General features: G+C 54.0%; 16 protein-coding genes and 1 pseudogene. 13 read left to right on the plus strand and 4 right to left on the minus strand.

Features of this window, described 5'->3' with window-relative positions; translation table 11 throughout:
• Nucleotides 1-129 precede the first annotated feature (129 nt).
• The 10 genes from HV314_RS18690 to ybaK all read left to right on the plus strand — a co-directional run bounded on the left by HV314_RS18690 (nt 130) and on the right by ybaK (nt 11,723).
• Nucleotides 130-2,274, plus strand: a complete 2,145-nt coding sequence (locus HV314_RS18690) for a TonB-dependent receptor plug domain-containing protein (RefSeq protein WP_016152101.1) — start codon at nt 130-132, stop codon at nt 2,272-2,274.
• A 2-nt stretch (nt 2,275-2,276) separates the two neighbouring features.
• The gene (locus tag HV314_RS18695) at nt 2,277-3,101 is read left to right on the plus strand and encodes a heme/hemin ABC transporter substrate-binding protein (protein WP_016152100.1); all 825 of its coding nucleotides are present in this window, start codon (nt 2,277-2,279) and stop codon (nt 3,099-3,101) included.
• An 18-nt stretch (nt 3,102-3,119) separates the two neighbouring features.
• Nucleotides 3,120-4,466, plus strand: coding sequence for a heme anaerobic degradation radical SAM methyltransferase ChuW/HutW (hutW, locus tag HV314_RS18700; protein ID WP_181546432.1), 1,347 nt, complete (start codon nt 3,120-3,122; stop codon nt 4,464-4,466).
• Between the two features lie 3 nt (nt 4,467-4,469).
• A complete protein-coding gene (gene hutX / locus HV314_RS18705; RefSeq protein ID WP_016155886.1) occupies nt 4,470-4,964 on the plus strand; it encodes a heme utilization cystosolic carrier protein HutX in 495 nt (164 codons plus the stop codon).
• The gene (gene chuY, locus HV314_RS18710) at nt 4,964-5,587 is read left to right on the plus strand and encodes an anaerobilin reductase (protein ID WP_016152097.1); all 624 of its coding nucleotides are present in this window, start codon (nt 4,964-4,966) and stop codon (nt 5,585-5,587) included. Before hutX ends, chuY begins: the two co-directional genes overlap by 1 nt.
• Before the next feature lie 51 nt (nt 5,588-5,638).
• Complete coding sequence (locus HV314_RS18715) at nt 5,639-6,631, plus strand: FecCD family ABC transporter permease (protein ID WP_220131414.1); 993 nt, start codon at nt 5,639-5,641, stop codon at nt 6,629-6,631.
• Nucleotides 6,628-7,398, plus strand: a complete 771-nt coding sequence (locus HV314_RS18720) for a heme ABC transporter ATP-binding protein (protein ID WP_049271286.1) — start codon at nt 6,628-6,630, stop codon at nt 7,396-7,398. Before HV314_RS18715 ends, HV314_RS18720 begins: the two co-directional genes overlap by 4 nt.
• 146 nt (nt 7,399-7,544) lie before the next feature.
• On the plus strand, nt 7,545-10,046 hold the full coding sequence (copA, locus tag HV314_RS18725; RefSeq protein WP_016155883.1) for a copper-exporting P-type ATPase CopA: 2,502 nt from the start codon (nt 7,545-7,547) through the stop codon (nt 10,044-10,046).
• 202 nt (nt 10,047-10,248) lie between these two features.
• Nucleotides 10,249-11,043, plus strand: a complete 795-nt coding sequence (locus HV314_RS18730) for a TraB/GumN family protein (RefSeq protein WP_137367305.1) — start codon at nt 10,249-10,251, stop codon at nt 11,041-11,043.
• Nucleotides 11,044-11,243: 200 nt separating this feature from the next.
• Nucleotides 11,244-11,723: a Cys-tRNA(Pro)/Cys-tRNA(Cys) deacylase YbaK gene (gene ybaK, locus HV314_RS18735; protein WP_016152092.1), complete on the plus strand. Its 480-nt coding sequence runs from the start codon at nt 11,244-11,246 to the stop codon at nt 11,721-11,723.
• A gap of 181 nt (nt 11,724-11,904) precedes the next feature.
• Here the strand turns inward: ybaK and ushA are convergent, their stop codons facing one another.
• Entirely contained in the window at nt 11,905-13,557 is a 1,653-nt protein-coding gene (ushA, locus tag HV314_RS18740; RefSeq protein ID WP_181546436.1) for a bifunctional UDP-sugar hydrolase/5'-nucleotidase UshA, read from the minus strand.
• A gap of 297 nt (nt 13,558-13,854) precedes the next feature.
• Between ushA and fsr the strand changes: the two genes are divergently transcribed.
• Nucleotides 13,855-15,075 (plus strand): fosmidomycin MFS transporter, encoded by a 1,221-nt coding sequence (gene fsr / locus HV314_RS18745; protein WP_016155879.1) that lies wholly within the window; start codon nt 13,855-13,857, stop codon nt 15,073-15,075.
• Nucleotides 15,076-15,299: 224 nt separating this feature from the next.
• Entirely contained in the window at nt 15,300-16,979 is a 1,680-nt protein-coding gene (ybaL, locus tag HV314_RS18750) for a YbaL family putative K(+) efflux transporter (protein WP_016152087.1), read from the plus strand.
• A 45-nt stretch (nt 16,980-17,024) separates the two neighbouring features.
• Here the strand turns inward: ybaL and gsk are convergent, their stop codons facing one another.
• Nucleotides 17,025-18,329 (minus strand): inosine/guanosine kinase, encoded by a 1,305-nt coding sequence (gsk, locus tag HV314_RS18755; protein WP_181546437.1) that lies wholly within the window; start codon nt 18,327-18,329, stop codon nt 17,025-17,027.
• Between the two features lie 152 nt (nt 18,330-18,481).
• Between gsk and aes the strand changes: the two are divergent.
• A pseudogene (gene aes / locus HV314_RS18760) lies at nt 18,482-19,441 on the plus strand (acetyl esterase).
• Here the strand turns inward: aes and hemH are convergent.
• Together hemH and adk are read right to left on the minus strand one after the other, a co-directional pair.
• Entirely contained in the window at nt 19,438-20,400 is a 963-nt protein-coding gene (hemH, locus tag HV314_RS18765) for a ferrochelatase (RefSeq protein WP_153690660.1), read from the minus strand. The pseudogene aes and the gene hemH sit on opposite strands and share 4 nt — an antisense overlap.
• Nucleotides 20,401-20,580: 180 nt before the next feature.
• Nucleotides 20,581-21,225 carry an adenylate kinase gene (gene adk, locus HV314_RS18770; protein WP_003021773.1) on the minus strand — a complete coding sequence of 215 codons (645 nt, stop codon included), beginning with the start codon at nt 21,223-21,225 and terminating at the stop codon, nt 20,581-20,583.
• Nucleotides 21,226-21,297: the final 72 nt, after the last annotated feature.

Consider the following 21,297-nt stretch of genomic DNA (forward strand, 5'->3'; position numbering starts at 1 on the left):
ACCACGCAAAATTGACTCAAATCAAAAGATGTATCGGTTCTGCACCTTTCATCTTGAACAAAGGGAAACAATTTTATATACAAACGCGAATGATAATGATGATCATTTACATTCAATAAAGGTTCTCTTATGTTGCCACGGATTAACCAAAGGCCATTTATTCTTTCAGCCCTGACATTATGCATGTCCGGCGCTACTTTTGCAGCGACCTCTCCAACACACGGTTCAACGTCCGACGAAGATACGGTGATCGTTACGGCTAACCGCACAGAAAGTAGTCTCTGGGATAGCCCGGCAACCATTCAGGTTATCGATCGCCAGACGCTACAAAACTCCACCAGCGTTTCTCTTGCTGATGATTTACAAGATATCCCCGGCGTCGAAGTTACCGATAACGCTCTCGCAGGTCGGAAACAAATTCGTATCCGTGGCGAAGCTTCTTCGCGGGTGCTGATTTTGATAGACGGCCAGGTCGTCAGCTACCAACGTGCCGGACAAAACTACGGAGCCGGTTTACTTATTGACGAATCCGCGCTGGAACGCATTGAAGTGGTCAAAGGCCCTTATTCTGTCCTCTACGGTTCGCAGGCAATTGGCGGCGTCGTGAACTTTATTACCAAAAAAGGCGGCGATAAGCCTCTGGGTGGTAGCGTTAAGGCTGTTTATAACTCCGCAACGGCAGGATGGGAAGAGTCAGCGGCAGCCTGGGGAAGCATCGGTAACTTTGACTACCGTATCAATGGCAGCTATTCCGACCAGGGGGATCGCGATACACCTGACGGAAGATTGCCCGACACCAACTTCCGTAATAACGGCCAGGGAGTGTGGCTTGGCTACAACCTCGATCGCCACAAAATTGGACTCTCACTCGACCGTTATAAGCTATCCACTCAAACCTGGTTTGACGATCCCGAAGGTCAGTTCGACGACTTTAGCGTCAAAATTCCTAAGCTGGAACGCGAGAAAATCGGTCTTTTCTACGACTACGCGGCCGACGGGGATTACCTGAAGAACATCCATTTTGACGCATACACCCAGACAATAGAGCGTAAATTTGAAAACCGGGTCAAAACGACCCAGATTATCCCCAGCCCGATGATTAAAGCGCTGACGGTAAGCAATCAAACCAATACCAACGACAAACAATATACCCAGGGTGTAACGCTGCAGGGCAATATCTCCCTTCCGGCAAACAACACGCTGGTGATTGGCACTCAGTATCAGCATGACAAAATAAAACAGGACACGGACGGCAGTACGCGCCAGACCGCGGCTACCGGCTTCTTTGATACGCAAACCCGTACCCTGTCATATAACGAAGCGGAACAAAGCAACACCTCACTGTTCGCGCAAAACGACTGGCGCTTTGCCGATGACTGGACGTGGACCGTGGGCGCACGCCAGTACTGGCTGTCTTCGAAACTCAATCGCAACGATACGCAAACTATCCAAAGCAGCGGCACCACCTGGCAATCCACCGGGGGAAATTCCGTTCACGATGATGAACTGGTGACCTCGACCAGCCTGCGCTATTCCGGCTTTGAAGATCTTGAACTCCGGGCTGCATACGCCCAGGGCTATGTCTTCCCCACGCTTACTCAGTTGTTCATGCAGACATCCGCCGGCGGCAGCGTTACCTACGGCAACCCAAACCTGAAAGCTGAACACTCGAATAACTATGAGTTGGGCGCGCGGTATAAAGGGAATATGTGGCTGATTGACGGTGCTATTTATTACTCCGAAGCCAAAGACTATATCGCCAGTCTGGCCTGTTCAGGCCAACCCGTTTGCAACGGCAACACCACCTCTTCCCGCGGCGGCTATTACTACTACGACAACATCGATCGTGCCAAAACCTGGGGCATGGAATTAACCGCAGAATACAACGGCTGGGCGGTTTCACCCTACCTGAGCGGTAATCTCATTCGCCGTCAATACGAAGGCAACACCATAAAAACCTGGGATACCGGCGAACCCACGCTGACCGGGCGCGTTGGCCTGAAACATACCTGGTTGATGAATGTCGCTAACGTGACGTCCGATGTCTTTATTCGCGCGGCGTCCCGCGCCAAAGATAATACCGGCACCACGGAAATAAACTACCCAGGCTGGGCCACGCTTAACCTCGCATTCAACACTGAGTTTGGTCCGCAGGACCAGTATCAGGTCAACCTCGCGCTCAACAACCTGACCGACAAGCGTTACAGAACCGCGCATGAATCTATCCCAGACGCTGGTTTCAATGCCGCTGTTGGCTTTGCGTGGAATTTCTGACGATGAAAAAACTCATGATTGGCTTACTGAGCCTCGCCTGTGTTTTCAGCGCCCAGTCCGCTGACCGCCTGGTGGTGGCGGGCGGTTCGCTTAGCGAACTGATTTACGCCATGGGCGTCGGCAACCGGGTGGTTGGCGTCGATGAAACCACCTCATACCCACCTGAAACTGCCGCACTCCCGCATATCGGCTACTGGAAGCAGTTAAGCAGCGAGGGCATTTTATCGCTGCACCCAGACAGCTTTATCACCTGGCAGGATGCAGGCCCTCAAATCGTTTTGGATCAGCTCCGGGCGCAGAAAGTTAACGTCGTTACATTGCCGCGCGTACCGGCCACCGTCGAGCAGATGTACGCCAACATTCGGGAGCTGGCTCAAACGCTGCGCATTCCTGAACAAGGTGAAGCGCTGGTCAATCGCCTGCATCAACGTCTGGATCGTGTTCAGCACAGCGTGGCGGCGAAGAATGCGCCGGTCAAAGCCATGTTCATTCTCTCCGCTGGCGGCAGCGCGCCGCAGGTCGCCGGCAAGGGCAGCGTTGCAGATGCCATTATGACCCTTGCGGGCGCACAAAATGTCGCCACCCACGCGCAGTATAAAAGTTACAGCGCGGAGTCGCTGATCGCCGCCAACCCGGAGGTGATCGTGGTGACGTCGCAAATGGTGGATGGCGATCTAGCTCGTCTGAGCGCGATTGCCGGTATTACCCACACTGCGGCCTGGAAAAATCAGCGCATTGTGGCGGTAGACCAGGCGCTGATTCTGGGAATGGGACCTCGCGTCGCCGATGCGGTTGAAGCCCTGCACCAGCAATTCTGGCCTCACTAACTGGATTTATAAAAAAGAATGAAAACTGAACACTCGCTGGATCTCACCGCGCATTTTGCGCTTGAGGGAAGTCAGCCCTTTAAGGATCGCCACGCCACAATGCCATGGCGCGGGGCGATCCCGATTGCCAAAGAGCTATTGTCACAAACCTGGCAGGATGTTATCAGCCAGCCTACCCCGCCGCGTAAACGGCTGGTGTACTTGCATATCCCTTTTTGTGCAACGCATTGTACTTTCTGTGGTTTTTATCAAAACCGGTTCGAAGAAGATCACTGCGCCCGCTACACCAACGCGCTGTTGCGCGAAATCGAGATGGAAGCCGATAGCGCATTACATCAGTCAGCCCCAATTCACGCCGTCTATTTTGGCGGCGGTACGCCTTCAGCGCTGTCAGCACGGGATCTGGGCAGAATCATCACCGCGCTGCGTGAAAAGTTACCGCTGGCACCGGACTGCGAAATTACCATTGAGGGACGAGTGCTCAATTTTGACGATGCGCGAATTGATGCCTGCCTTGACGCTGGCGCCAATCGGTTTTCGATCGGTATTCAATCTTTTAACAGCCGGATCCGCAAGAAAATGGCGCGCACCTCAGACGGCCCGACCGCAATTGCCTTTATGCAGGGGCTGGTAAAACGGGATCGTGCCGCCGTGGTATGCGATCTGTTGTTTGGTCTGCCAGGACAAGATGCAAAACTGTGGGGCGACGATCTGGCGATTGCCCGTGACATCGGCCTCGACGGCGTAGATCTTTATGCGCTGAACCTGATCCCCAATACACCGCTTGGCAAAGCAGTTGAAACCGGGCGCACAACCGTTCCCTCTCCCGCCGAACGTCGCGATCTCTATCTTCAGGGTTGCGATTTCATGGACAGCGCGGGCTGGCGCTGCATCAGCAACAGCCACTGGGCGCGTACCACGCGTGAACGCAATCTGTACAACCTGCTGATTAAACAGGGAGCGGACTGTCTGGCATTCGGCTCAGGCGCCGGGGGATCAGTCAATGGCTATTCCTGGATGGTCGAGCGCAATCTGACGACATGGCATGAATCTATCGCCGCCGGGAAAAAACCGCTAATGATGATGATGCGTACCGCCGAGCGTGGTTTCCAGTGGCGACACACTCTCCAGGCGGGCATTGAAACGGCCCGCGTTCCGCTGGATGAACTGACGCCTCATGCACAAAAACTAACCCCGCTACTGACCCAATGGCATCACGCAGGACTGACGCGAGATGCCAGCACCTGCGTGCGCCTGACCAATGAAGGGCGTTTTTGGGCAAGCAATATTTTGCAGTCTCTTGATGAACTTATTCAGGCACTTAACGCGCCGCGCATTGCGGTAGAACAACCATACCAGGAGTGAATTATGAGCCATGTCTCTTTACAGGATTTTTTGAAAACTGAACCGGACGGTACGCTGGAAGCTATCGCTGCCCAGTACAACACCACGCTGCTGGAGGTGGTGAAAAACCTCCCCTCCCCGACGCTGGTTTCCGGCGATCAATTTGATACCGTCTGGGAAACCGTCAGCGAATGGGGCAAAGTCACCACCCTGGTCCATACTGCTGATGTCATTCTGGAATTCACCGGTGAATTACCTTCCGGATTCCACCGTCATGGCTACTTCAACCTGCGCGGCAAAAAAGGCATGACCGGTCATATCAAGGCAGAAAACTGTACGCATATTGCCCTGATTGAACGCAAATTTATGGGAATGGACACCGCGTCCATTCTCTTCTTTAACCAGGCGGGTAGCGCAATGTTCAAAATTTTCCTCGGTCGGGATGAACATCGACAGCTACTGGCCGAACAGGTCAGCGCCTTTCACGCGTTGTCTTCATCTTTAAAGGAACATGCCTGATGGCTCCATGGCTCATTTTTGGTGCGGGTGGTAGCGGCGTAGGCGCGAAAACGCTTGAACTCGCACTGGCGGAACAACGTCCGGTGATTGCCGTCGTTCGCAACGCACAGGTCGCTGCTGGGTTGCAGGAAAAAGGTGTGCAGGTCTTCATCGGCGACGCCTGCGATAGTCAGGTCACCGCCTGTGCCTGTCGCGCAGCGGGTCAACATGCCACGGTGATCTCCTCCATGGGCGGCGCCCAGGATTATCTGGCGCACAGAACCGTCATTGATGAAGCAGAAAAAGCGGAGATCAAGCGCATGATTCTGGTGACCTCACTCGGCTGCGGTGACAGTTGGCCTTTTCTTTCTTCACGCGCAAAGGCCGCATTTGGTCAGGCTGTACGGGAAAAATCGCTGGCTGAAAGCTGGCTACAAACCAGTCGACTGGACTACGCCATTCTCCGCCCCGGCGGTTTGCTAAACGGTGCAGCCACCGGCCAGGCACAACGAATACAGGCTCAGGAGTGTCACGGCTTTGTAATGCGTGCAGATGTTGCGAAGCATATTCACGAACTGGCCACTGCGCCAGCACTTAATAACCAGATTTACAGTTTGGTTGAGCCGGGACTGAAACCCGCGTAAACCCCTCACGGCGCGGGAATTCCGCGCCGCAAAGACGTTATGGAGCGTTACGTGCTTAAGGACTCGCTTTCTTCCGTCAGCATCCTGACGGGTCTTTCTCTTTTGCTGGTTGCTCTGATGCTCTTCGGTGCCAGCCAGGGGGCGCTGAACATTAGCTTCAGCGCTCTGTTCAACGACGAATATCGTGATATCTGGTTAAACATCCGCCTGCCTCGCGTGCTGCTGGCCGTTCTGGTCGGTGCTGCGCTGGCGACGGCAGGGGTCATCATGCAGGGACTTTTTCGCAATCCGATGGCCGATCCTGGCCTGCTTGGCGTCAGCAGCGGCTCCTCGCTGATGGTCGGCATCGCGATAGTTATCCCATTTTCGTTCCCCGTAGTGCTGGTGCTGTATGAGCAGATGATTTTTGCCGTCGCAGGCAGCATGGTGGTCTGCACAATTATTTTCCTGATAAGCCAGCGTCATAACCACGGTGGAATGATGCAACTGCTGTTAGCCGGTATCGCTATCAATGCCCTGTGCGGTTCGGCTATTGGCGTACTGAGCTATGTGGGCGACGAGCAGCAGCTACGTCAACTTACATTGTGGATGATGGGTAATCTCGGCCAGGCCCAGTGGCCAACGCTGTTGGTTGCCAGCACGTTTGTTCTTCCAGCCATTGTTGTAACCATCTGCATGGCGGGAACGCTTAATTTACTGCAGTTGGGTGATGAAGAGGCGCATTACCTCGGCGTAAACGTCAAACGTAAGCGTCAGCAGTTACTGTTGCTCAGTTCGCTCCTGGTCGGCGCTGCGGTTTCCGTCAGCGGCGTAATTGGTTTTATTGGCCTGGTGATCCCACATCTGATCAGAATGACGACCGGCGCCGATCATCGCTGGTTGATTCCCTGCTCTACGCTGGCCGGTGCCTGTTTACTCCTGATTGCCGACACGTTGGCCCGCACACTTGTTCAGCCAGCCGAAATGCCCGTTGGCCTGTTAACCAGCCTGATCGGTGGACCGTATTTCCTGTGGTTAATACTGCGTAGCCGGAGAGTGTCATGATCGTCGCTGAAAATCTGGTCTACCACATTCAGGGAAGACGACTGACCGACGACGTTTCCCTGACGCTACCTGATGGAGAGATCATCGCGATTCTTGGCCCGAACGGAGCCGGGAAATCGACGCTGCTACGCCAGCTTACGGGATATCTGCAGCCCCACAGTGGGCGTTGTAGCATGTTTGGCAAGCCGCTGGACAAGTGGTCAATCACCGAGCTGGCAAAAACCCGTGCCGTGATGCGCCAGAATAGTCATATGGCCTTCCCGTTTAGCGTTCAGGAGGTCATTCGCATGGGCAGACATCCGTATCGTACGCGCAACACGGGCGATGAAACGGAGCACATCATGGCATTGTGTGATTGCCAGACGCTGGCCGCACGCGATTACCGGCATCTGTCGGGAGGAGAACAACAACGGGTACAGCTGGCGCGCCTGCTGGTTCAGCTTTGGGAGCCCGAGCCTGGGCCGAAATGGCTGTTTCTTGATGAACCCACCTCCGCGCTGGATATTCACCACCAGCAGCACCTTTTTCGTCTGCTACGTCGTCTGGTGCGTGAACGGCAGTTTAACGTCTGCTGCGTCCTGCACGATCTCAACCTCGCGGCGCGCTATGCCGACCGTGTGGTATTGATGGAACGCGGCAAGATAGTTGATAACGGATATCCGCAGGATGTTCTGAAGCAACGGTCGCTGAACGCGCTGTACGGTGCCGATCTCACGGTCATAAATGAACCGGAGCATCGAACGCCGATTATCGTCCTCAATCAATAACAGACCGGGAACCCCTGACGTGGCGTTCCCGTTTTTCTCCCTTTACACCCTTTTTTCACCTTTTCTAAAAACGCCCTTGACCTTCCCCTTGCTGGAAGGTTTAACCTTTATCACAGTCAGTTAATCCTGCAAAAAAGGAGTTGGTTATGTCTCAAACAATCGATCTAACCCTGGACGGCCTGTCCTGTGGTCACTGCGTAAAACGCGTTAAAGAAAGTCTGGAACAACGTCCGGACGTTGAGCAAGCGGATGTCACCGTGACAGAAGCGCATGTTACCGGGAGCGCCAGCGCAGAAGCGCTGATTGAAACCATCAAACAAGCCGGTTACGGCGCGGAGTTAAGCCACCCAAAGGCTAAACCGCTGACGGAGTCATCAATCCCGTCGGAAGCACTGGCAGCGGTCCCTTCCGAGCTTCCGGCAGCTACGGCTGATGATGACAGCCAACAGTTGCTGTTAAACGGCATGAGCTGCGCCAGTTGTGTGACCCGCGTACAAAATGCATTGCAAAGTGTACCGGGCGTCACGCAGGCACGGGTAAACCTGGCGGAACGCACTGCGCTGGTAATGGGCAGTGCCTCCGCCGCAGATTTAGTACAGGCGGTTGAAAAAGCGGGCTACGGCGCAGAAGCGATTGAAGATGATGCTAAGCGTCGCGAACGTCAGCAAGAAACCGCCGTGGCAACCATGAAACGTTTTCGCTGGCAGGCAGCCGTCGCGCTGCTCCTGGGTATCCCGGTGATGGTATGGGGCATGATTGGCGACAACATGATGGTGAGCGACGACAACCGCAGCCTGTGGCTGATGATTGGTCTGGCAACGCTTGCCGTGATGGTTTTCGCGGGCGGTCACTTTTACCGCAATGCGTGGAAAAGCCTGATGAACGGCACCGCGACCATGGATACGCTGGTGGCGCTGGGTACGGGGGTGGCATGGCTCTATTCCATGAGCGTCAACCTCTGGCCGCAATGGTTCCCGATGGAAGCGCGACACCTCTATTATGAAGCCAGTGCCATGATTATCGGTCTGATTAACCTCGGACACATGCTGGAAGCGCGGGCTCGCCAACGCTCGTCTAAAGCACTGGAAAAACTGCTCGATCTGACACCGCCGACCGCACGCGTCGTCACTGACGAAGGTGAAAAGAACGTGCCGCTGGCAGAGGTGCAGGCTGGAATGTTGCTGCGCCTGACCACCGGTGACCGCGTTCCGGTTGATGGCGAAATCACTCAGGGTGAAGCCTGGCTGGATGAGGCCATGCTGACCGGTGAGCCGATTCCACAGCAAAAAGGTGCAGGCGATAGCGTCCACGCCGGTACGGTCGTACAGGACGGTAGCGTGCTGTTCCGCGCCAGCGCTGTTGGCAGTCACACCACGCTGTCGCGCATTATTCGTATGGTGCGCCAGGCGCAAAGCAGCAAACCGGAGATTGGCAAACTGGCCGACCGCATCTCGTCGGTGTTCGTTCCGGTCGTGGTCGCCATTGCGCTGGTCAGTGCGGCTATCTGGTATTTCTTTGGACCGGCGCCGCAGATTGTCTATACGCTGGTAATCGCCACCACCGTCCTGATTATTGCCTGCCCTTGTGCGCTGGGTCTGGCAACGCCGATGTCGATTATTTCCGGCGTCGGGCGTGCCGCTGAATTTGGGGTGCTGGTACGTGATGCCGATGCGCTGCAGCGCGCCAGCACGCTCGATACCATCGTGTTTGATAAAACCGGGACGCTAACTGAAGGCAAACCACAGGTTGTCGCCATCAAAACGTTTGGCAATACCGACGAAGCGCTGGCAATTCGTCTGGCAGCGGCCCTTGAACAGGGTTCCAGCCACCCGTTAGCCAGGGCGATTCTGGACAAAGCAGGTGATGTCACGCTGCCGCAGGTCAACGGTTTCCGTACGCTGCGCGGTTTAGGCGTCAGTGGCGAAACGGAAGGTCATTCGCTGCTGCTGGGAAACCAGGCGCTGCTTAATGAACAGCAGGTAGATACCACTGAAATGGAGGCTGAAATCACCGCTCAGGCTTCCCAAGGCTCAACCCCGGTACTGTTAGCGATTGACGGTAAAGCAGCAGCGCTGTTAGCGGTACGTGATCCTCTGCGTAGCGACAGCGTGGCAGCACTCCAGCGTCTGCACCGCGCCGGGTATCGTCTGGTGATGCTCACCGGCGACAACCCAACGACCGCCAACGCCATTGCCAAAGAGGCGGGTATTGATGAGGTGATTGCTGGCGTTCTGCCTGACGGTAAAGCCGAGGCAATTAAACGTCTGCAGAGCCAGGGGCGTCAGGTTGCCATGGTCGGTGACGGTATCAACGATGCGCCTGCACTGGCTCAGGCTGACGTAGGGATTGCCATGGGTGGCGGCAGCGATGTGGCGATTGAAACCGCCGCGATTACGCTGATGCGCCATAGCCTGATGGGCGTTGCCGATGCGCTGTCTATCTCCCGGGCAACGCTGCGCAATATGAAGCAGAACCTGCTCGGCGCGTTTATCTATAACAGCATCGGTATCCCCGTTGCCGCCGGGATTTTGTGGCCGTTCACCGGAACACTGCTCAACCCGGTCGTTGCCGGGGCGGCGATGGCGCTCTCCTCCATTACCGTGGTGAGCAACGCTAATCGACTGCTGCGCTTCAAACCTAAAGAGTAAGCCTTTACCGGATGGCGCTCTGAACGGAGCCCCAAATCATTCGCGTTGCCTCAAGGCGGCAAGTATAAAAACCCCAGGAGCATAGCCAACTATGTGACTGGGGTTTTTGCTCGCTGCCAATAAAGAGGCTGAGCGAATGATGAAGTGTATTTGCACCTTCCAGGACCACGCGCTAGCATGGAAGTCTACTTAGGGAGGCCGTATGGATCTGTTGTACCGGGTAAAATCATTTTTCACCGCGCTACGCGGCAACCACTATACCTGGCCTGCCATCGACATCTCCTTGCCCGGAAACCGCCATTTTCATCTGATTGGCAGTATTCACATGGGCAGCCGCGATATGGCGCCTCTGCCTGCCAAATTACTCAAAAAGCTCCAGCGTGCCGATGCGCTCATTGTCGAAGCCGATGTTTCCGGCGACGACGCGCCGTTTGCCAACCTTCCGACCTTTGCCGCACTGGAAGAGCGCATCAGCCCAGAGCTGCTAGATAATCTGCACAAAGTCACCGACGAGCTGGGTATTTCCTCTTCCCTGCTGTCTACCCAGCCGCTGTGGCAAATCGCCATGGTCTTGCAGGCAACGCAGGCGCAGCAGTTGGGGTTACGGGCGGAATACGGCATTGATTACCAACTACTGAATGCGGCAAAACAGGTGCATAAACCCATAATCGAGCTGGAAGGCGCATCCAGCCAAATCGAGCTGTTATGTCAGTTACCCGATAACGGACTGGCTCTGCTGGACGATACCCTGACGCACTGGCATACCAATGCCAGACTGCTACAACAGATGATGGGCTGGTGGCTTAAAACGCCGCCACGCAATAGCGAACTCAATCTACCCAATACTTTTAGCCAGTCGCTGTATGACGTTTTGATGCATCAGCGTAATGCGGCCTGGCGCGATCGACTCAGGGCGATGCCCGCCGGTCACTATGTCGTGGCCGTTGGTGCGCTGCATTTGTATGGAGAAGGAAATTTGCCGGAGATGTTACGGTAAAAAAATGGCCAATATTGCTATTGGCCCGTCAAAGAGGAATTTCATCATTATTATGATCCCGACGCTTAAAGCATCGGTGTAGTTCGATTGTCGCTCAAAGTCATCATCCTGCCAACACTATTGCGCAAGATGGTACTATTTTTTAGACAGACATCAGGCGTATGCTTGTGTCGTATTTTGTCTGGGCCAGGAAAATTGCTATGACACCCGCCGTTAAATTACTCGAAAAAAACAAAATTTCTTTCCAGATCCACACCTACGATCACGATCCGTCCGAGACGAACTTTGGTGACGAAGTGGTACGCAAGTTAGGTCTGAATGCGGACCAGGTCTACAAAACGCTACTGGTTGCCGTGAATGGCGATATGAAGCACCTGGCGGTTGCCGTTACGCCGGTAGCCGGTCAACTGGATCTCAAAAAGGTCGCCAGGGCGTTGGGAGCCAAAAAGGTCGATATGGCCGATCCGATGATCGCGCAGCGAACCACCGGGTATCTGGTAGGCGGCATCAGCCCGCTGGGGCAGAAAAAAAGATTGCCGACGCTCATCGACGCTCCCGCCCAGACGTTTGACACCATTTATGTGTCCGGCGGCAAACGAGGGCTGGATATTGAACTGGCAGCGGGCGATTTAGCGAAAATTCTGGATGCGAAATTCGCCGATATCGCACGCCGTGATTAATTGTCTTTTGCCCGGTGATACGGCGATTGAGCCTACTGCGATTACAGGGTGTGATTGGTGAAGACAGTTTGGGTTCGGCCAGCGTGCAGGAACCGGAGCATAGAGGTAATAAGTAGGATTATTGGGCCGCCATGAAGGGCGGCCCGGAGGAGCGGATAAAATGATGCCCAAAATTGCCCTGTTACTGCCAGCTTACCTCGCCCTTCGGCTCATACGCACCAGCATCGAGCGGTGAGTTCTTCTGTACGTACTCTTTCAGCACTTCCGCATCAATAAACCCGGTATTCACATAGCCAGGCTTGTTATCAATTCGCGGATAGCCATCGCCGCCGGTGGCATTGAAGCTCAGCGTTGCCATGCGATAGGTTTTGGCTGGTTCAACGGGTTCGCCTTTAATTTTCAAATCGTTAAGTTTGCCGTCTTTCGCCACGAAGCTGACGTTGGCAAACTGCGGATAGGCCCCGGAATCCGGCTTCATTTGCGCCACGGCGGTCAGATAGTCAATCACCTCTTTCCCGCTCATGTCGGCGTACACCACGATGTTACCGAACGGCTGCACTTTCAGCACGCTCTTATAGGTGATATCACCGCCTTCGATGGAGTCACGGATACCGCCGCCGCTCATCACGCCAAAATCAGCGCTGGTTCGCGCCATTTGCGCAGCCAGCAGTAAATGCCCCATGTTGGTCTGCACGAAACGGACTTTGCTACGGTCGCCTTCGAGGCGCGCATTGACGCTACCAATTTTCACGTCGAGCTGCGCTTTACCTTTATTCTGGAACGGCGTCAGCAGTGAAAGCATTTGCTGATTTTCAGCAATTTCCGGGGTGTAGAGTACGCGCTCACTTTTACCGTTGTCCCAGGTCACTTTTTTCTTCAGGTTGACGGGGATGAGCTGGTAGTTAACCATTTTCATTTCGCCATTGCGGAACTCAAAGTCCGCCCGCCCCACGTATTTCCCCCACTCATGCGCCTGCACAATCCAGATCCCGTTTTGCTTGTCTGGCGCACACGGCGTACCCGGTACGTAATCAACCTGCTTCTTGTTTTCCGCGGCCATACATACCGGATCCTGCGAGTGACCACCCACAATCATTGCCAGCGATCCCGCCGGCAGGCTGCGCGCCATTTCTACGTCGCCAGGCGCGTTCGAGCCGTGATTGCCATTGTCATAATGTCCCATATGGGTGGTCGCAATAATGATGTCCGGCTTTTCCCCCATATTCAGTTCCTGGATAACCAGTTTGGCTTCATCAGCAGGTTTACGGAACTCAATATCGGTAAAGAACTCTGGGTTGCCAATTTTCGCCGTATCGTCAGTGGTTAAACCGAGTACGGCAATTTTTAAATCCTGACGCTTAAAGATGGCCCACGGCTTAAACAAACGCTCGCCGGTGCTTTTCTGATAGATATTGGCCGAGAGAAACGGGAATTTGGACCATTTTTCCTGCTGGCGCAATACGCTAAGCGGATTATCAAACTCGTGGTTTCCGACCGCCATCGCATCATAGCCAATCAGGTTCATTCCGCGAAAATCAGGTTCCGCATCCTGCAGATCGGACTCCGGTACGCCGGTATTAATGTCGCCACCGGAAAGCAGCAGTACACTGCCCCCTTCCTCAGCCACCTCTTTACGAATACCGTCCACCAGCGTTTTTTGTGCCGCCAGCCCGTATTCACCGTATTCGCTGCGCCAGAAGTGACCGTGATGATCGTTGGTATGCAGAATGGTAATTTTGTAGGTTTTATCTTTTTCGTACGCCTGTGCAGGTTGACCTGCCAGCGCAAATGCGGCTAATAACGCCAGCGCCACGCCCCGTTTTAAAAACTTCATATTTCACTCCCTGACTCAATATCAACCGCCATACCCGTTATCCTTCAAATTACATGTGCGTTGGCTGCGCTCACTTCCCCCTGTCGCTTATGCAGTAAGCTCCTGGGACTCTCGCGTTTGCCGCCTACCTGTAAGTCGAATTAGTTCGGGCATAAAATTACAGCTACTGAAAATAATAGCCGAAAATGTTTTCAGAAATGAGACTTCCTTCAAACACCTTCCGCAGGTATGTTAGTCAGGTAATAATAACAAATTAGATTACCCTCATAATCGCAACCCAAACAGAAGTGACTTTCTATGGCAATAAGTGAACCAACCCAGCCAGTGGCTGGCGCGTCAGCGTCGGTTGCTAAAGCACGCACCTCATTTGGCATTTTAGGGGCAATCAGCCTCTCCCATCTGCTAAACGATATGATCCAGTCGCTGATCCTGGCGATTTATCCGCTATTGCAGTCAGAGTTCTCGCTGACGTTTATGCAGATAGGGATGATTACCCTGACCTTCCAGCTTGCTTCCTCACTGCTGCAACCGGTTGTGGGTTACTGGACGGATAAATACCCGATGCCGTGGTCGCTGCCCATTGGGATGTGCTTCACGCTGAGTGGGCTTGTTTTGCTGGCCATGGCCGGCAGTTTCCATATGGTCCTGCTCGCCGCAGCGCTGGTTGGTACCGGCTCTTCGGTATTTCACCCGGAATCATCCCGCGTGGCGCGAATGGCCTCCGGCGGTCGTCACGGTCTTGCCCAGTCAATTTTCCAGGTTGGTGGCAACTTTGGTAGCTCTCTGGGACCGTTACTGGCGGCTGTCATCATCGCGCCATATGGTAAGGGTAATGTGGCCTGGTTTGTGCTGGCTGCGTTATTAGCGATTGTCGTTCTGGCGCAAATCAGCCGTTGGTATGCCGCGCAGCACCGGATGAGTAAAGGAAAACCGAAAGTCGCCATCGTGAATCCGTTACCACGGAATAAAGTGGTGTTGGCGGTAAGCATCCTGTTGGTGCTGATTTTCTCCAAATACTTCTATATGGCGAGCATCAGCAGCTATTACACCTTTTATCTGATGCAAAAATTCGGATTATCGGTACAAAATGCCCAGTTTCACTTGTTTGCCTTCCTGTTTGCCGTCGCAGCCGGGACGGTGATTGGTGGACCATTGGGCGATAAAATTGGCAGAAAATATGTTATTTGGGGCTCTATCCTCGGCGTAGCACCCTTTACCCTCTTTTTACCCTACGCAACGCTGGAATGGACCGGGATTTTAACCGTGATCATTGGTTTTATCCTCGCATCGGCGTTTTCTGCCATTCTGGTCTACGCGCAGGAGCTGCTTCCTGGCCGTATCGGCATGGTTTCTGGGCTATTTTTCGGTTTTGCCTTCGGCATGGGCGGCTTGGGAGCCGCGGTGTTAGGGCTGATTGCCGACCATACCAGCATCGATTTGGTCTACAAAATATGTGCTTTCCTGCCACTACTGGGGATACTGACCATATTCTTACCTGATAACCGACATAAAGCGTGATTTCCTGACGGCCAAAAGTAAATTTTGGCCGTCAGACTTACAGTAGCCATCAGCCTTTGCCTCTCACATACCGCTGTACTTTTCCGATCCGTGCTTTTTTACGTCTAAAATCCTATTTTCATCAAAATTCAATAATTATTCACAAACAAAAACATCAAAATTGTCATAAACTATTACTCGTCGTTTGAGTTTTCAGGATTATCACAGCAACCAAAGGAGACGGAATGCATCACGCCACCCCGCTTATCACCACCATTGTCGGCGGCCTTGTGCTCGCTTTTATATTAGGCATGATTGCCAATAAACTACGTATTTCTCCTCTGGTGGGATATCTGTTAGCGGGCGTTCTGGCCGGTCCATTTACACCTGGTTTTGTTGCTGATACCAAGCTAGCGCCTGAACTGGCCGAGCTTGGCGTAATCCTGCTGATGTTCGGCGTGGGGCTGCACTTTTCGCTGAAGGATTTGATGGCGGTAAAGTCTATCGCCATTCCCGGCGCGATTGCCCAGATAGCGGTGGCAACGCTGCTGGGCATGGCGCTTTCAGCAGTGATGGGCTGGTCGCTGATGGTAGGGATCGTGTTTGGTCTGTGTCTTTCAACCGCCAGTACCGTGGTGCTATTGCGTGCGCTTGAAGAAAGGCAGCTCATTGACAGTCAGCGCGGGCAAATCGCCATTGGCTGGCTGATTGTCGAAGACCTGATGATGGTACTGACGCTGGTTCTCCTGCCAGCCGTCGCTGGAATGCTGGAAAAAGAAGATGTCGGCTTTGCCTCGCTGGCCGTAGATATGGGCATTACCATCGGTAAGGTGGTGGCGTTTATCGCAATTATGATGCTGGTTGGTCGTCGCCTGGTGCCGTGGATTATGGCCCGCAGCGCCGCAACCGGCTCACGCGAACTGTTTACCCTGTCAGTCCTCGCCCTCGCATTAGGTATTGCATTTGGCGCAGTGGAGCTGTTCGATGTCTCCTTTGCACTGGGGGCATTCTTCGCCGGCATGGTGCTGAACGAATCTGAACTGAGTCACCGTGCGGCGCATGACACCCTACCGCTGCGCGATGCGTTCGCCGTACTGTTCTTTGTTTCCGTCGGGATGCTCTTTGATCCCATGATTCTGATTCAGCAACCGCTGGCGGTGCTGGGCACGCTGGCGATTATCATCTTTGGTAAATCCCTTGCCGCCTATTTCCTGGTGCGCCTGTTTGGTCACTCCCAACGCACAGCGCTCACCATTGCCACCAGCCTGGCGCAGATTGGTGAATTTGCCTTTATCCTGGCGGGTCTGGGCATGGCGTTAAACCTGCTGCCGCAGGCCGGACAGAATCTGGTGCTGGCGGGGGCGATCCTGTCTATCATGCTTAACCCGGTGCTGTTCGCGGTGTTAGAAAAATATCTCGCCAAAACAGAAACGCTGGAAGAACAGACGCTGGAAGAGGCTATTGAAGAAGAGAAGCAAATTCCGGTGGATATCTGCAATCACGCCCTGCTGGTTGGCTTTGGGCGCGTCGGTAGCCTGCTGGGCGAGAAATTGATGGCTGCGGGGATCCCGTTGGTAGTTATCGAAACCTCACGCACCCGAGTGGATGAACTGCGCGAGCGCGGCATCCGCGCGGTGCTGGGAAATGCCGCCAACGAAGAAATTATGAATCTGGCGCATCTGGATTGCGCACGCTGGCTGCTGCTGACCATTCCCAATGGCTATGAAGCGGGTGAAATTGTCGCTTCAGCACGCGAGAAGTGCCCGTCGATTGAAATTATCGCCCGCGCGCATTATGACGACGAGGTGGAATACATTACCGAACGCGGCGCCAATCAGGTCGTCATGGGTGAGCGTGAAATCGCCCGTACCATGCTGGAGCTGATTGAAACGCCGCCTGCAGGTGAGGTGGTCGTTACAGGCTGATGTCGTTGCCGGATGGCGCTATCGCTTATCCGGCATGTGCATGATTTAACGATCCCAGTACGACTCTTCGAGGCTATCTTCGCGTTCCGGCAAACCGCGCGTCAGGCGCGGGGAATGCTGGTTCAGCACCTGATAACTCACGCGATTCGCATATTTACACACCTGGGCTAACGACGAATAGGTCAGCCAGGTGAACTTGTGCTTGCTGGAGTTAGGCACGTTGCTGCGGTGATAGCTGTTAGCGGTAATATCATGCAGCAATGCCGCCAGCGCGCCGTCGCCAGCGCCGTTGGTATTCATGATCTTCTCTGGACCGCCCATATACGGTGCGATGTGCGAATACACACGCAGCGGATTGGTACAATCTTTATGGCGCATGGCGCGGCTAAACTCGTACTGGTTGAATTCGGCAATGGCCCCAGGCAGCAGCGGATGCTGGGTTTTACGTTTGACTTCTTCTTCCGTAAAGCCCGCCATATAAAGACCCGCCGGACCCGCTGTGCACAGCACCAGATCCACCCAATCCAGCGCCTTGTCGGACGCCAGCAGCGGATCGTTTTCGCCGGTCAGCGCTTCGGCCTCTTCTTCATTCATCGCCAGAATTGAGACATGCTCTTTCAGGAATGCCTGCCACCACTGCGGATTATCGGCAATGACAAATTTGGTGCCCAGCGTCAGTACCACCGGTACATTGTGTTTTTTAGCAAATTCGATCGCCTTCATGGTCGCTTCCGGCATTGGCTCGCCCGGCTCGCAGCGCACCAGATAGGATGTCAGCACCAGCGCGGACGCTCCGGCAATCACTGATTCAGGGATGCTATCCCCCCGCAGCTTGTTCATATGCCCAGGGCTGATTGCAAAGGTACGCTCACCGGACTCGCCAATCAGCGTAAAGCAGCGACCAATCGGTCCATCTACGCCCTGCAGGTAGTTCAGATCTGTACGACTGGAGGTATTGCATAAATAGCGGTACGCATAGCTGCCAATCTCGATATTGCTGCACATCACACCCAGCAGCACCGAGCGGTCATCCGCCAGCACGGAGTAGTTGTGCATCGTATTACCGATAGTACCGCCCGCAAACTGATGGGTGATCAAATTTTCACGTACCAGTTCCTGGTAGAGCGCTTCAGCGACATCATCTGCAATCACCAGAGAGTGCCCGGCGCTTAATCCATAACGTTTTACAAAGTTATCATCAACTTTGGCTTCAATATCCACCAGCGTCTGGTCAATACCCACCACCCAGGCTGCGCTGGTTTCATTTTCTGGCTGAATTTGTTGCAGCAACGGATCGCGCGCGCTGACGGGGAAATAGTGTTTGGATTTACGTTTACCGGGAAATTTCATGGTCGATTTTACGGGTGGTTAGCTGAGCGATGCATGGTAGCACATTCCCCGCTGCGCATGCGATGCGGCGCTGAGTTTCAATATCGGACGGTGAGATCGCAGTTTATCCGGGATGAATTTCTACAATAACTCACCTTCACAAGGAGCGCTTTATGAAGCCGGAAAACAAGATCCCCGTACTCGACAACATTTCGGATGAAATGAAAAGTGTAGTGAATTTTCATCGCGAAGATTTGCCGCCGTGGCCTGCTGCCGATGACTTCGTGGCCCAGCGTAAACACTACATTCATGAACGGCAGTTGTGGAATGCCGATGCCCCACAGATGAATACCTGAGAATGTGTTATTTCCACCGCATGCGGCCCCGTTGCCACACGAATTTACGCTCCGCAGCCTCATAGCCAGGCGACGCTATATTACCTGCACGGCGGCGGTTTTATTCTCGGTAATCTGGATACCCACGATCGCATTATGCGTTTACTGGCGCGCTATACGCAGTGCACGATCATTGGCATCGACTATTCGCTTGCGCCAGAGGCCCGCTACCCGCAAGCCATCGAAGAGATTGTCGCCGTGTGTCAGTACTTTTATCAGCACCCTGGCGATTATTCCCTTAATGTGAATCATATTGGTTTTGCGGGCGATTCCGCCGGGGCCATGCTGGCGCTTGCCAGCGCGTTGTGGTTGCGGGATAAACAAATTGCCTGCGGCAAGGTGGCTGGCGTGCTGTTGTGGTATGGGCTTTACGGCCTGCAGGATTCACTGAGCCGACGGCTAATGGGCGGAGCCTGGGATGGTTTAACTCGCGAGGATCTGCTGATGTACGAAAACGCGTACCTGCGTAGCGCCGACGATCGCGAATCACCATACTATTGCCTGTTTAATAACGACCTGACGCGCGACGTGCCGCCGTGTTTTATCGCCGGTGCGGAGTTTGATCCGTTGATTGACGATAACCGCTTATTGTTCCAGACGCTACAGGCGCATCAGCAGCCCTGCCAGTACAAAATGTACCCCGGCACGTTGCACGCCTTCCTGCACTATTCGCGGATGATGAAAACCGCCGACGATGCGTTACGGGAGGGCGCGCGTTACTTCAGAGCGCAGCTTTAACGGTAGGCTGCGGTCAGTTTAACCATCATTTCGATATGTTCCGGTGTGGAATTCAGCGCCGGAATATACTCATATTGCTTACCGCCTGCCTCAAGGAAAATCTCCCGGTTTTGCACCGCTATCTCTTCCAGCGTTTCGAGACAATCAGCCGCGAAGCCCGGACACATGACCTGGATATGTCGGGTCCCTTTCTCCGCCAGCATTTTTAACGTTTCATCGGTATATGGCGTCAACCACGGTTCACGGCCAAAACGAGACTGGAAGGTCATCATCACTTTTTCCGGCGGCAAGCCAAGCGCAGAAACCAGCTCACGAGTCGTATCGCGACAGCGCTGCGGGTAGTCATCGCCTTCATCGGCGTAGCGCTGCGGAATGCCGTGGTAGGAAAGCAGCAGCAAATCGGGTTCACCATGTTGAGCAAATGAATCACGGGCGCTCTTGGCCAGCGCATCAATGTAGCTGCTGTCATCGGCGTAATCACGAATAAATGAGATGCCAGGAATACTGCGTTTACGCGCTAAGATTCGCGCTAGTTCGTCCCAGACCGCCGCCACGGTAGAACAGGAATATTGCGGGTACAGCGGTAACACCACCATGTGTTCAACTCCGCTTGCCAGCAGTTCATCGACCGCGCTTTCAAGCGACGGTGAACCGTAGCTCATCCCCAGCGCGACAGGCGTATTTGGCAGACGTTGTGCCAGCGCCTGCTGTTGCGCCTTGCTGTAGACCATCAGCGGGGAACCGTCTTCCATCCAGATTGACTGGTACAGCTTTGCCACTCGTGGCGCACGCAGCGGCAAAATCACACCACGCAGCAGCGGCCACCACAGCGCAGGTGACGTATCGACTACGCGTTGATCGCTTAAAAACTGGCGCAGGTAGCGCTTAACGGCTTCGGGGGTTGGGGCATCGGGAGTGCCGAGGTTTGCCAGCAGGATACCGGTTTTCGTCTGACGCATTACCGCCTCTTATCGATTCAAATTGTTGATAATTGTAGCGGAAAAGCGATAAAGAAGAACTAATTGCTGTGAAAGGTAAGACGAGAATTTGCCTGATGGCGCTGCGCTTATCAGGCCTACATAAAATCGTAGGCCGGATAAGGTGTTTACACCGCCATCCGGCATTGACTGCGCTAAAACTTAACCGAGGATTTTTTCCAGCGCTGCGCGAACGTCAGCCACAGCCTGGGTGCCGTCAACTTTCGCGTATTTGGTGTTACCCGCCTGCGCTTCTTTAGAGTAGTAGCCGATCAGCGGAGCGGTCATCTGATGGTATTCCACCAGGCGCTTACGTACGGTCTCTTCCTGATCGTCTTTACGGGTGGTCAGCTCTTCGCCGGTCACGTCGTCTTTGCCTTCAACCTTAGGCGGGTTGAATTTGATGTGGTAAACGCGGCCAGAAGCAGCGTGTACGCGACGACCCACGATACGGTCAACGATCAGCTCGTCCGGAACGTCGAATTCAAGAACGTAGTCCACGTTGATGCCTGCTTCTTTCATGGCATCAGCCTGCGGAATAGTACGCGGGAAGCCATCAAGCAGGAAACCATTACGGCAGTCTTCCTGAGCAATACGCTCTTTTACCAGCGCGATCACCAGCTCATCAGTCACCAGCTTACCGGCGTCCATGATGTCTTTCGCTTGTTTGCCCAGCTCGGAGCCAGATTTCACGGCAGCACGCAGCATATCACCGGTGGAGATTTGCGGAATACCATACTTCTCCATGATGAACTGAGCCTGAGTTCCTTTACCCGCGCCCGGAGCGCCAAGCAGAATGATACGCATTACGAAAATCCCCTTAAAGGTTGTCGATATTTTTTAAAAAGCGCTAAACGATACCACCATCACGCAATTGGC

Origin of the sequence: Citrobacter sp. RHBSTW-00887 (assembly GCF_013728095.1) — a bacterium.
Taxonomy (GTDB): domain Bacteria; phylum Pseudomonadota; class Gammaproteobacteria; order Enterobacterales; family Enterobacteriaceae; genus Citrobacter; species Citrobacter braakii.